This window comes from Bacillus sp. T3 (assembly GCF_033449965.1).
Classification (GTDB): domain Bacteria; phylum Bacillota; class Bacilli; order Bacillales; family Cytobacillaceae; genus Bacillus_BU.
The window spans coordinates 845,857-858,569 of sequence record NZ_CP137761.1 but is presented as its reverse complement, the minus strand read 5'-3'; the positions used below and the strand labels follow the sequence as shown (position 1 = coordinate 858,569).

General features: G+C 39.9%; 11 protein-coding genes, 1 pseudogene and 2 riboswitches. All 12 genes and pseudogenes read right to left on the bottom strand.

What is annotated here, in order from left to right; genetic code table 11:
- Positions 1–96: 96 nt before the first annotated feature.
- Entirely contained in the window at positions 97–933 is an 837-nt protein-coding gene (locus RGF10_RS04315) for a MetQ/NlpA family ABC transporter substrate-binding protein (protein WP_318507614.1), read from the bottom strand.
- Positions 934–951: 18 nt separating this feature from the next.
- Positions 952–1,617 (bottom strand): methionine ABC transporter permease, encoded by a 666-nt coding sequence (locus RGF10_RS04310; protein ID WP_318507612.1) that lies wholly within the window; start codon positions 1,615–1,617, stop codon positions 952–954.
- Positions 1,610–2,635 carry a methionine ABC transporter ATP-binding protein gene (locus RGF10_RS04305; RefSeq protein WP_318507610.1) on the bottom strand — a complete coding sequence of 342 codons (1,026 nt, stop codon included), beginning with the start codon at positions 2,633–2,635 and terminating at the stop codon, positions 1,610–1,612. Before RGF10_RS04305 ends, RGF10_RS04310 begins: the two co-directional genes overlap by 8 nt.
- Positions 2,636–2,888: 253 nt before the next feature.
- Positions 2,889–3,005, bottom strand: a riboswitch (SAM riboswitch).
- 126 nt (positions 3,006–3,131) lie between these two features.
- The gene (locus RGF10_RS04300) at positions 3,132–4,442 is read right to left on the bottom strand and encodes an O-acetylhomoserine aminocarboxypropyltransferase/cysteine synthase family protein (protein WP_318507608.1); all 1,311 of its coding nucleotides are present in this window, start codon (positions 4,440–4,442) and stop codon (positions 3,132–3,134) included.
- Positions 4,443–4,526: 84 nt separating this feature from the next.
- Positions 4,527–4,629, bottom strand: a riboswitch (SAM riboswitch).
- 43 nt (positions 4,630–4,672) lie between these two features.
- Entirely contained in the window at positions 4,673–5,053 is a 381-nt protein-coding gene (locus RGF10_RS04295; RefSeq protein WP_318507606.1) for a hypothetical protein, read from the bottom strand.
- Positions 5,054–5,076: 23 nt separating this feature from the next.
- Complete coding sequence (locus RGF10_RS04290; protein ID WP_318507604.1) at positions 5,077–5,385, bottom strand: thioredoxin family protein; 309 nt, start codon at positions 5,383–5,385, stop codon at positions 5,077–5,079.
- Between the two features lie 10 nt (positions 5,386–5,395).
- Entirely contained in the window at positions 5,396–5,749 is a 354-nt protein-coding gene (locus tag RGF10_RS04285) for a toprim domain-containing protein (RefSeq protein ID WP_318507602.1), read from the bottom strand.
- A gap of 182 nt (positions 5,750–5,931) precedes the next feature.
- Positions 5,932–6,315 (bottom strand): glycine cleavage system protein GcvH, encoded by a 384-nt coding sequence (gene gcvH, locus RGF10_RS04280; protein WP_318507600.1) that lies wholly within the window; start codon positions 6,313–6,315, stop codon positions 5,932–5,934.
- A 27-nt stretch (positions 6,316–6,342) separates the two neighbouring features.
- Positions 6,343–6,699, bottom strand: coding sequence for an arsenate reductase family protein (locus RGF10_RS04275; protein ID WP_318507599.1), 357 nt, complete (start codon positions 6,697–6,699; stop codon positions 6,343–6,345).
- Positions 6,700–6,901: 202 nt separating this feature from the next.
- Positions 6,902–8,686: an acyl-CoA dehydrogenase FadE gene (locus tag RGF10_RS04270; protein WP_318507597.1), complete on the bottom strand. Its 1,785-nt coding sequence runs from the start codon at positions 8,684–8,686 to the stop codon at positions 6,902–6,904.
- Positions 8,687–8,771: 85 nt separating this feature from the next.
- Positions 8,772–9,948, bottom strand: a pseudogene (locus RGF10_RS04265) (acetyl-CoA C-acetyltransferase).
- Positions 9,949–10,143: 195 nt separating this feature from the next.
- Positions 10,144–12,531, bottom strand: a complete 2,388-nt coding sequence (locus tag RGF10_RS04260) for a 3-hydroxyacyl-CoA dehydrogenase/enoyl-CoA hydratase family protein (RefSeq protein WP_318507595.1) — start codon at positions 12,529–12,531, stop codon at positions 10,144–10,146.
- Between the last annotated feature and the right edge of the window lie 182 nt (positions 12,532–12,713).

Here is a 12,713-nt window from a genome sequence, read left to right as displayed (position 1 = left end):
TTCTAAATCAATTTCAGCATGTTTAAATATATCAAATTTTCCCTAAATACAAAAGAAGCAGGCATTATTCATGCCTGCTTTTTTTAATTACAAAAGTTATTTTACTGATAGTACAGCACCTTTGTATTTTTCTTCAATAAACTTTTGAATTTCTTTCGATTTTAATACTTCAACCAGTGTATTTATCTCTTCATTGTCTTTATCTTTTGAATTTACAACAACAAGGTTCGCAGGAACAACATCGTCACCTTCACGAGCAATCTGGTATTCCTTCGCATTGATTCCAGCCTCTAATACGTAGTTTGTATTGATAACTACCGCATCACCTTCGCCATTTTCAAATGAAGAAGCTAATAATTTTGCTTCAATTAAAGTTGAGAAATCAAGGTTTTTAGGATTTTCAACGATATCTTCAACGCGAGCGTTAGCTCCAACGCCTTCTTTAAGCTTAATTAAGCCAGCCTTTTCAAAAATCGGTAAAATACGACCATGGTCACTAAAAGAATCACTCATGATAATTTTTGCGCCTTTAGGAAGATCATCTAAGCTTTTATATTTTTTAGAGTATACACCAATTGGTTCTTGGTGAATTTCCCCAACACTTACAAAGTCAAAGTCCTTGTTTTCTTTCATTTGAAGCTCTAAATAGCCAGGTGTTTGGAAATAGTTTGCATCAATCTCTCCATCGTGTAACGCCACATTTGGTAGGATATAATCAGTAAATACTTGAACCTTAAGATCAATTCCTTTTTCCTTTAATAACGGTTTTGCTGCTTCAAGCACTTCAGCATGAGGAACAGCGGATGCACCTACTACTAGAGTTTTGTTACCGCCTTTTCCTTCCTTTTTAGTTGCTTCATCTTTAGCACCGCCGCATGCAGCTAGTGTTAAAGCAAGGATGGCAATTGTGAAAATCGCGAATAACTTTTTCATGTCTACTTTTCCTCCTAGTTAACGTTTGTCTGTTTTTTTTGTAAAGTAATCTCCAACGAATTGGATAATAAATACCAAAATTAATATAGCAATAGTGGCTACTAGTGTAATCAGTGGTCGATTACGCTGAAATCCTTCTAAATACGCGAAATGTCCAAGACCACCCGCACCAATGACCCCAGCCATCGCTGTAAAGCTTACTAACGAAATGGCGGTTACTGTAATCCCTGAGATTAACGCAGGCAATGATTCAGGAATCAGTACTTTAAAAATGATATGACTATGTGTCGCCCCCATTGATTGAGAAGCCTCGATCACACCTTTATCAATTTCTCTAAGTGCGATTTCCACCATACGTGCATAAAACGGTGCAGCCCCAATAATTAAAGCAGGGAGTGCTGCATTTGCACCAAGCATGGTTCCTAACATTAATTTTGTAAACGGAATAAGCAAAACAATTAATATAATAAATGGGATTGATCGGAAAATATTCACAAAACCAGCAATGATAATGTTAATAAAGCGATTCTCCCAAATGTTCCCTTTATCTGTTAGAAACAATAATAATCCAAGTAAAAGTCCTAATATAAATGTGGTGATCACAGAGATTGACGTCATATAGATCGTTTCTTGTGTCGCAATCCATAATTGGTCCCAGTTCAGTTGCTCAATTATCTCAGCCATTCTTGATCACCTCCACCCCTACGTGCTGGGAATGTAGGAATTCTGTTGCTTTGTCAATTTCCTGTTGCTTCCCATCTAGATGTAGGAATAGCGTCCCATAAGAACCTGTTTGGGTCTGGGATATTTTCCCCTGCAAAATCGTAACAGTTAACTCATATTGACGGATCAAATTAGCGATTACTGGTTGCTCAGCTGCTTCTCCTACAAAGGATAATTGAACCACTTGTCCATGTGGATAACGTGTCAATAAGTTCTCAATCGTTTCTTTTGTTTCCTCTGGCTCCGTTACTTGTTGGACAAATCGCTTTGTAATGGCCTGTTCAGGATGTTTAAACACCTCTAAAACAGGGCCAAGCTCAACAATTTTCCCGTCTTCCATAACCGCAACGCGGTGGCAAATCTTTCGAATCACATGCATTTCATGTGTAATTAACACGATTGTCAGTCCTAGACGTTTGTTTATATCAACTAACAAATCTAAAATTGAATCAGTTGTTTGTGGATCCAATGCACTTGTTGCTTCATCACAAAGCAAAACCTTCGGGTTATTCGCTAGTGCTCTCGCAATCCCTACTCTCTGCTTTTGTCCTCCGCTTAGCTGTGAAGGGTATGATTCTTCTCTTCCTTCCAACCCAACGAGCTTGATTAATTCATCCACCCGTTTGTTCCGTTCAAGCTTCGAGATTCCAGCGATTTCAAGTGGAAATGCGATATTTTCTCGTACAGTCCGAGACCAGAGCAAATTAAAATGCTGGAAAATCATACTAATTTCTTGGCGAGCCTTCCTGAGAGCTGCTCCTTTAATCGAGGAAACCTCATTACCAGCCACTTTAATTGAACCTTGCGTTGGAATCTCTAGCCCATTCAGCATCCGAATCAAGGTGCTTTTTCCGGCACCACTATAGCCTATAACACCAAAGATTTCTCCTTCTTTCACTTCCAAACTCACGTCGTCAACTGCTGTTACACGACCATTTTTTGAAGGATAGATCTTGTTTACTCCTTTTATATGAATCATCCGATCACCCTCTTTTAATTCTTCCTAGCAGATGCTGTTTTGTTGGACTTCTAGTATTTCATTATGTTTTGAATGTTCTTAACCATTCATTCATAATTTGGCATGTTTATATGTTTTTTCTTTAATGTACCTTCATCCTGAATTCCAACAGTTAACAAATGCTATTTTAATAAAATTTAGAAAGAATTCGAACCTAATAAAAATGCCTATCTGCAAAATGAGCAGAAAGGCATAGTGAGTTTCTATTTCCCTTCTCTCATCTTCCAAAGTCGTATGACTTTGTGTGAATTGGCACCTTTTCACATTGCTAAGCAATATGACGGTTGCCTGGGCTTCATAGGGCACATCCCTCCACCTCTCTTGATAAGAGCAACTATTCTATTATTCAATCAATTATATGTTCTGAATTCCTTACTATTAAAGTGATTCTATCACGCATAAATTATTTCTGTCAATTAGAATATTTATTTTAAAATAATGGATATTTTTACCTAAGTTATTTGACAGCACTCGTTAAGCCAGTTGCTACTTCGATTGCTTGGTCAAGGTCTTCGATTAAATCTTCGACATTTTCAATTCCAATTGAAAGACGAATTAAATCTTCTGGAACACCTGCGGCTGCTAAGCCCTCTTCATCTAATTGCTGATGGGTTGTACTGGCTGGGTGAATGACTAAGCTTTTAGCATCGCCAACATTGGCAACATGTGTCCAAAGCTTTAATTCATTAATAAATTTCGCCCCTGCCTCACGTCCACCTTCAATTCCAAATACAACGACAGATCCAGGTCCTTTTGGTAAATATTTATCAGCAAGAGCTTTGTCCGGATGATCCTCATTTCCTGGGTATAAAATCCATTTTACGGCAGGATGTGCTTGTAAATATTTTATGATTTCCTTCGTGTTAGCAATATGTTCCTTCATTCTTACGTGCAATGTCTCTAACCCCAATGTAAGCTGGAATGCATTTTGTGGCGAGATTGCAGGTCCCATATCCCTCAACAGCTGAACACGAGCCTTAACGATAAAGGCTGCTGCCCCAAGCGCTTCACTATACACGAGATCATGGTAGCTTGGGTCTGGGGTAACGAACCCAGGAAACTTGCCCGTACCCCAATCGAATTTACCTCCATCCACTATGACTCCACCTAATGTCGTACCGTTTCCACCCAACCACTTTGTTGCAGAATGGATGACAATATCTGCCCCATATTCAATTGGCTTTAACAAGTACGGTGTGGCAAATGTATTATCGACGATTAACGGTACTCCTGCCTCATGCGCAATATCTGCAACCTTTTCGATATCTAAAATACGTAGGCTTGGATTGCCGATTGTTTCAGCAAACACTGCTTTCGTTTTATCCGTAATGGCCGCTCTAAAATTTTCTGGATCCTCTGCATTTACAAACTTCACATTAATTCCATAACGTGGTAGCGTCATCGCAAATAAATTATAAGTTCCCCCATAAAGAGTTGACGCGGCAACAATTTCATCCCCTGCCTGAGCGACATTCAAAATGGCTAATGTAATCGCCGACATTCCGCTTGCGACTGCGAGTGCTCCGATACCACCCTCTAGTAAAGCCACTCTCTCTTCAAATACCGTAACAGTTGGGTTATGTATTCTTGTGTAAATATAACCTGGTTCTTTTAGGGCAAATAAATTCGCAGCATGCTCAGTGTTTTCAAATTGATAGGCATTGCTCATATAAATCGGAACAGCACGCGCCCCAGTTACAGGATCTGGTGCTAAGCCACCATGAACACTTAAGGTTTCAAATCGATAATTTTTTTGTTTTTCACTCATTCTTTCTCTCTCCCTTATGTAATGATAGTAAACATCAAAAAACCCACTTCTAATAAGAAGAGGGTTCGCTAACTTTATCATCTCTTCTTATCTATCAGAGTTGTCTTACTCTGCTGGAATTAGCACCGTGTTCTGAACCGGTTGCTGGGTGTCGTCGGGCCAGTCCCTACACCTCTCTTGATAAGAAATTCTATTTACTTTTAAACCTTATCATAGCGATTCTTTTTAAGTCAATAAATATTATTTAACTTTTCTGAATCTATTGTTATATACATATCCTTGGTTGTTAAATAGAAAACAGTTTCTAACAATAGTGCTGTCCGTAGTGAACCTGAAACAGTGAGTAGCTTTTGTGCCTGTGCTTCTCGTAATTTTATTTTTCCGGATAATAATTCAGTTGCAGTATCATAACTGGTTGCAATTGAAACGATATCACACTCATCTGACACTGATTCTTGAACAGCATTTCTAGCAAGACCATTTTGCACGATGAAATAACTCTTTCCTTTTTCGGTATCAATACATACCTGTATAGGATTATTTTTAACTAAATCGTGAAGATGAAGCTTATGATTAAACGTTTCGACAAAAGACTCCACTAGGCAACCCAAGGAACTCACCCCACCTTATCCCTTTAGATGATCTTTTTGATTGTGTCGTACAAATATGGAACAGACTGAAATGCGTATATTTTTTGTTGCACTCTACCTTGTTTGAATATTAATAAGCATGGTACACTTTCAATTTTTAATTGTTCAGCTAGCGCTCGGGAAAAATTCACATTGACTTTAACCATCTCGACTTCTGGTATAAGCTCCTCAATGACCGTAAGCATTTTTTGAGCCACTGCACATGTACCACACATTGGAGTATACAAATAGAGGACTCCTTCAAATTCTTGATGGAGGATTGTATTGGCTTGTTCAACTGACAACTCATTCATTTCTTGCGATTCATCCTCTTTCTAAAAATTCAGTAAATATATCTATGTTTGCTTGGACTAGAACAGTCGCTAAATGGTGTACAGGTGCGGTAGCGACCTCACGATATGATTTATCGATATAAAGATGCTCCGCTTCTGGAAACTCGCGTTTAAATTGCTTCCGAAGTTTTTCTCCAGCCTCATCAGCATCGACTAAAATATAGACTTCTTTATCTAAGACAGAATCAATTAATTCTTCTAAACGGTTAATCCCTATCGTACCGTTGGTGCAAATAATTTCAATTGGCTCCCGAATAATGCCTTTAACTTTCTTCTTATCTGAAGTGCCTTCAACAATGATTACTTTATCGCTGAGCTCTCTCATATTTATCACCTGAAAACGAAGTTGTATTTATCTTAGATTATTCAATATTCAATAAGTTGGTGTAGTATTCCTCCTAAGACTCAACTATTTATATTTTTAACTAATATTTTAGAGAAAATCCTCATTTCTTAGTCAGATTCATAAAGAAAGCGCCCTGCTCATAGCAACGGCGCTTGTATAACTTAATCTTCTTTTGTCATTTCTTCGTACTGCACAGCAGTCATTAACTGTTCAACTTCGTTTAAATTTGTAGGTTCAACTATAATCATCCATGCTTTTTCGTACGGTGATTCGTTGACAAATTCAGGACTGTCGCTTAATTCCTCGTTAATCTCCACAACTGTGCCGCTTACAGGTGCATATAATTCTGATACAGTCTTTACAGATTCAACACTACCAAATGGTTCACCCGCAACAACCTTGTCCCCAACCTCTGGAAGCTCTACAAAGACGATATCTCCTAATTCTGATTGAGCAAAATGAGTAATGCCCACACGAACTTTATCTCCCTCTACCTTAACCCATTCATGTTCATTTGAATAACGAAATTCTTTAGGAATATTCATCAATTATTTTCCTCCACTCATTTGTAATTAGCTCCAAGTTTGTTCAAATTCTTCCTCTTTAAAGCCAACGGTTACCTTTGTTCCATCATATACAATCGGACGTTTAATTAGCATTCCATCAGAGGCGAGTAAATCCAACAATTCGCTATCACTAGCATGACCCATTTTGTCCTTCATTCCAAGATCCCGATATTTTTGGCCACTTGTGTTAAAGAACTTTTTCAATTCTAAACCACTTTGTTGATACATCTCTTCTAATTGTTGTCTAGTTGGAGGATTCTCAACAATATGTATTTCGTCATATTCAATACCATGATCATCAAGCCATTTTTTTGCTTTCCTACATGTTCCGCATTTCGGATACCAGTAAAGGGATAATGACATTTTTTCACCTCCATGTTATTTTGCCAATCAATGGTACATTGTAATACATGAAAAGGAAAAATCCAAGAATCATGCATGAGTGTTCCTCTACATATGCATCAAATGTATTTCGACCACCTAAAAACAATTCGACTTTATTGTTGAAAATCCTTTAAAAAATCATGAAGGCTTTCTCCTAAAAGAAGAAAGCCACCATAATCTATTACACAATATATTTTTCTTGCTCAATTAATTTATAGGCTGCTTCGCGTTTTTTGGCAATGACGTTAATTGGAGTGTGGCGTGTGAATTTTCGAAGCGCTGATAACAGCATCCGTACCGTATCTCCTTCCTCAATCGCCAATAGCGATTCTTTTGCATCCTGCTCAATTTTATTAAAAGCTTCCTGACAGAAAATTTGCGTATAGAGAAGCTTTTGCTTATTTTTTTCAAGCCCGTTTACAGAAATCGCTTTTTCTGTTCTGAGTACAACGGATTCCATCGCATAAGCATTTGAAATAATGTCGGCAATATTGGCAAGTATTTCTTGTTCCCTCTCTAGAGACTTACCAAATTTTTGGGCTGCAAGACCCGTTGCTAATAAGCCTATTTTCTTGGCATTACTTGTTAAATATTTTTCCTGAGCAAGCGGTTCATCACCTGGCTCAACCGGCATCATCATCATTAGTTCTTCCTGCAGGGTTTGCGCTCTTTGGAATAGCGGAAGCTCACCTTTTAATGCTTTCCGAATGAATGTGCCTGGAACCAACAAGCGGTTTATTTCATTCGTTCCCTCAAAGATTCGGTTGATTCGTGAATCACGGTAGGCCCGTTCAATTTCGTATTCCTGCATAAAGCCGTATCCACCGTGGAGTTGGACGCCCTCATCGACAACGTAGTCCAATACCTCAGAAGCAAAGAACTTATTTAATGAGCACTCAATCGCATATTCAGCAATAGAAGCAGCAACGACTTTTGGATTCTTTTGTTCCTCTTCTGATAATCCACCCATTCGTTCCTCATACAATCCGACTGTCCGATAAACTGAGCTCTCAGCGGCATAAAGTTTCGATGCCATAGTTGCTAATTTTTCCTTCGTCAAATTGAATTGAGCGATTGGTGTTTTAAACTGCTGACGACCATTTGCATACTTCACTGCTAATTCAAAAGCCCGTTTTGATCCTCCAACAACACCCACTCCAAGCTTATAACGGCCAATATTTAATATATTAAACGCAATAATGTGGCCTTTGCCAGGTTCACCTAACAGGTTTTCTTTTGGCACCGGAACATCCTGTAAGATAAGGGTGCGTGTTGATGAAGATTTAATCCCCATTTTCTTTTCTTCAGCACCAGTCGAAACGCCTGGGAAATCACGCTCAATGATAAATGCCGAAAAATACTCTCCATCAATTTTGGCATAGACAACAAATACATCTGCAAAGCCAGCGTTTGTAATCCATTGCTTTTCCCCATTTAAAATAAAGTGGGTTCCTTCGGCATTTAATTTGGCAGTCGTCTTCGCACTAAGTGCATCAGAGCCTGAGCCTGGTTCTGTTAAGGCGTAAGCAGCTAGCTTTTCTCCTGTTGCAAGCTTTGGCAAATACTTTTGCTTTTGCTGTTCATTTCCAAAAAGAATGATCGGTAGTGAGCCAATTCCAACATGTGCACCGTGCGATAAAGAGAATCCTCCAGCACGTGTCATTTTCTCCGTGATTAACGCAGAGCTGATTTTATCTAAGCCTAGGCCACCGTATTCCTCGGGTACATCCGCACCTAATAACCCTAAATCACCGGCTTCCTTTAGTAGGCGTACCGTCCGATCAAACTCATGCTTTTCTAAGTACTCCACTTCTGGAACCACTTCATTGACAACAAAATCCTCTGTTGTTTTGGCAATCATGATCTGCTCATCTGTGAAATCCTCAGGAGTTATCATCCGCTCATAGCTTATATCTTCAATTAAAAAGCTGCCACCTTTAATCAATTTTTCGGTTTGATTAGACATACTTCTTCCCTCTTTTCAAAAAATTAATAGTTTAAGTTTTTCTTTAGTAAATTGGACAAGGTGAAAAAACAGTGACACCCAAACGTTAGATGAGTTCAAATACACCAGCGGCTCCCATGCCACCGCCAATACACATTGTCACGATACCGAATTGGACATTGCGACGTCTCATTTCGTGAATTAAGGATAGAGTCAGCTTTGTTCCTGTACAGCCAAGCGGGTGACCGAGTGCAATCGCTCCACCATTTACATTTACTTTATTTTCATCAAGGCCAAGCTCGCGGATAATCGCAATCGATTGTGATGCAAAAGCTTCATTTAGCTCAATTAAACCGATGTCTGTAAGTTCAAGGCCAGCAATTTTCAATGCTTTCGGAATCGCAACGATTGGCCCAATCCCCATCACTTCAGGCGGAACACCCCCAACAGCGAAGGAACGAAATTTTGCCATTGGCTCTAAACCTAAACCTTCTGCTTTTTCACGCTCCATCACCATCACAGCTGCTGCTCCATCGCTTGTTTGTGATGCATTCCCTGCTGTGACGGAGCCTGTAACTGAAAACGCCGGACGTAGCTTCGCTAATGTCTCCACATTTGTATCTAGTCGAACGCCTTCATCCTGGTTAAACCTTATGGTTTTTTCGTAAAGCTTATGATCGCTACCAACTGAACGGACGGTCACATCAACTGGAACGATTTCATCAATAAATCTTCCAGACTCGATTGCTTTCGCAGCTTTTTGATGACTTCTTACAGCAAACTCATCTTGGTCTTGACGGCTAATGCCGTATTTTTTTGCCACTTCCTCGGCGGTATGGCCCATACTCATATAGTATTGAGGTGCAGATTCAGCCAGCTTCGCATTTGGGCGCACAACATGGCCCATCATCGGCACAAGGCTCATCGACTCTGCTCCTCCAGCAATAATCGTGTCGGAGTGACCAAGCATAATTCTTTCAGCAGCTAAAGCAATTGATTGCAAGCCAGAGGAACAATAACGATTGATCGTGATTGCTGGGACTGTATACGGGAGTCCAGCGAGAGCACCAATATTACGCGCCATGTTCATCCCCTGCTCGGCCTCGGGCATCGCACAACCAATGATTAAATCATCAATATTTCCTTCGTAATTACCCGCACGCCGCAAGGTTTCTTTTACAACAAGAGCACCTAAATCATCGGGGCGTGTTTGCGCCAATGTCCCCTTTTTTGCTTTACCTACTGGGGTTCTAGCTCCACTGAACGATCACCGCTTCTTTCATCCAATTCCCTCTCTTTCATTATTTTTTTATATGGCTGTGTTAAGTTTATCTGTTGATTTCCGTTTCAGGTCTCCTTTTCCGTGGGGGCTAAAAATGATTCGGTATAAGTGCACAAATTGGGTGCAAACTCTTCAAATAGTGAACGTAGAACCTGTCTATGTGCACAAATTGGATAAATCTATGATACTAGTAGACCTAGTTTCGCAGTGGTTTGCCCTTGATCAGCATATGCTGCATCCGTTGCTGAGATTTTGATTCGGCAACTAGGCTTAAGAACGCCTCTCTTTCCAACTCCAAAAGATATTGCTCATCAACCTCTGTACCGTAGGGGACCTTTCCTCCAGCTATTACAAAGGCTAGTTTTTTGGCAATTTTTAAATCGTGTTCTGAAATGTAGCCTGAATGGTACATCGATTGAGCCCCAAGCAATAAGGTAGCGTAGCCGGTTTCGCCGACCACTGGGATTTTTTTACGAACCGGTGGTTTGAAGCCTTTACGATCCAGATCCAGCACTTTTTGCTTAGCATCAAACACTAGATGATCTCCATTAACACTGACACCATCCTTGCTAGCTAGAAAGAAATTTTCCCGCGCTTCTTCTGCCGATGTTGAAACCTTCGCCATCGCTATTTTTTCAAAAACGCTATTGGCAACCTTTTGCAAATCAACCTCTACCCCTTGCGGAATTGAATTTAGATGCTTGATATATAGCTCTTTATTACCGCCACCACCAGGGATTAAGCCGACTCCTGCTTCAACAAGACCGATATAGGTTTCGAGTGAAGCCTGGATGGAAGCTGCCGGTAAGCAAACCTCAGCCCCACCACCAAGTGTCATTCCAAAAGGCGCGACCACCACCGGCTTTTTGCTATATTTGATTTTCATCATCGCTTGCTGGAAGCTGCGGACTACATAATCGAGTTCGAAAATATTATCATCCTGAGCCTCCATCAGAATCATGGCCAGGTTTGCACCAACACAGAAGTTTTTCCCTTGATTGCCGATGACAAGTCCTTTGTAATTTTTTTCGACCTCATCAATCGCGACATTTATCATTTGTGTAATATCTGGCCCAATCGCATTGTTTGGCGAATGAAATTCTAGGAGTGCCACTCCATCACCAAGATCAATTAAGCTGGCACCAGTGTTTTTCTTAATGATGTTTTTCGGTTGTTTTTTTAACCTTTTAAGATCTATTGATTTTGGATTTTGTTGAATTTCCTTGTATTCCCCTTTGTGGTAATAGCAAGGCTTGCCTTCAACTTCTTGATAAAAAGACGAACGACCCTCAGCCAGCATTTGTTTAACCCAAGCAGGAATAGTGGCACCTTCTGCCTCCATTTTTGCAACGGATTTCGCAATGCCTATTGCATCCCAGGTTTCAAATGGTCCAAGATCCCAGCCAAAGCCCCATTTCATTGCCTGATCCATCGCAACGATTGTATCGGCAATCTTGCCATGCTGCTCTGCAGAATACAGGAGGACAGGTGAGAGAATATCCCATAATAACGTTCCGACACGGTCTTCTGCATACACAAGCGCTTTCATTTTATTTGCCCGGCCTTTTTCCTGTTTGCTTCCTTCAATGGATGCAGCCTTAAGCTTCTTTTGCGCACTGTATTCTAACGTAGCTGGATTTAACTCAAGAATTTCCTTTCCTTTTTTTAAGTAAAAACCTTGACCGGACTTACTGCCAATCCAATTCTTTTGCAGCATTTCCTTCATAAACTCAGGTACTTCAAATACTGCTTGTTCAGCACCATCAACTTGCTCATACACATTGTTGGCTACATGAACAAATGTATCGAGACCGACTACATCAAGCGTCCGAAACGTTGCACTTTTCGGGCGTCCGATTAGAGGTCCTGTTACGGAATCAACCTCACCTACACTATAGCCACCCTTTTGCATTTGTTTTAGTGTAACGAGTAGCCCGTATGTTCCAATCCGATTGGCGATGAAATTAGGCGTGTCCTTTGCAAGTACAACTCCTTTCCCAAGGACGTCTTCTCCAAATTTGCTCATAAATGAAATTATTTCTTGTTTTGTGTTCTTCGTTGGAATGATTTCGAGTAATTTTAAGTAGCGGGGTGGATTAAAGAAATGCGTTCCTAGAAAGTGGGCTTTAAAGTCATCGCTTCTTCCCTCGGCCATAGCTTCGATTGAAATCCCAGAGGTATTCGAGCTAACAATGCTGCCCGGTTTGCGATACTGATCCACCTTTTCAAAAACTTTATGCTTTATGTTTAAGTTTTCAACGACAACTTCAATAATCCAATCAACTTCTTTGAGCCGGACCATATCGTCTTCAAAATTTCCGGACTCTATTAACGCGAGATTTTGTTTAGAGGCAAGTGGTGCTGGTTTTTGCTTTAGTAGCTTCTGAAGTGCTTGATTGCTGTAACGATTTCGAACCTGTTTATTTTGCAATGTAAAACCTTTTGCTTTTTCTTCATCCGTTACTTCATTCGGTACAATATCCAGTAATAGTGTTGGTATGCCAATGTTAGCAAGATGGGCAGCGATTCCTGACCCCATAACCCCTGAACCTAATACAGCAGCTTTGTTTATCCGTTGAATCAATGTTTTTCCTCCTTCGACACTTTGTTTTTATGAATGAGTACTCATTCATTTTTGTGCCAAAAAAATTTAAATTGAGTTCATTTGATCCATCATCTTCTAAGCTTGGATTTACGCCCATCAAAGTGGATATCTATACTATAGAATATTTTGAATATTTAATCAATATTCCTTTGCGAAATATT

Excerpts from the sequence above, each read along its gene's own strand:
- RGF10_RS04310 (WP_318507612.1), bottom strand. The coding sequence starts at position 1,617 with ATGGCTGAGATAATTGAGCAACTGAACTGGGACCAATTATGGATTGCG.
- RGF10_RS04290 (WP_318507604.1), bottom strand. The coding sequence starts at position 5,385 with ATGAATGAGTTGTCAGTTGAACAAGCCAATACAATCCTCCATCAAGAA.
- RGF10_RS04270 (WP_318507597.1), bottom strand. The coding sequence starts at position 8,686 with ATGTCTAATCAAACCGAAAAATTGATTAAAGGTGGCAGCTTTTTAATT.
- RGF10_RS04305 (WP_318507610.1), bottom strand. The coding sequence starts at position 2,635 with ATGATTCATATAAAAGGAGTAAACAAGATCTATCCTTCAAAAAATGGT.
- gcvH (WP_318507600.1), bottom strand. The coding sequence starts at position 6,315 with ATGAATATTCCTAAAGAATTTCGTTATTCAAATGAACATGAATGGGTT.
- RGF10_RS04300 (WP_318507608.1), bottom strand. The coding sequence starts at position 4,442 with ATGAGTGAAAAACAAAAAAATTATCGATTTGAAACCTTAAGTGTTCAT.
- RGF10_RS04275 (WP_318507599.1), bottom strand. The coding sequence starts at position 6,699 with ATGTCATTATCCCTTTACTGGTATCCGAAATGCGGAACATGTAGGAAA.
- RGF10_RS04285 (WP_318507602.1), bottom strand. The coding sequence starts at position 5,749 with ATGAGAGAGCTCAGCGATAAAGTAATCATTGTTGAAGGCACTTCAGAT.
- RGF10_RS04315 (WP_318507614.1), bottom strand. The coding sequence starts at position 933 with ATGAAAAAGTTATTCGCGATTTTCACAATTGCCATCCTTGCTTTAACA.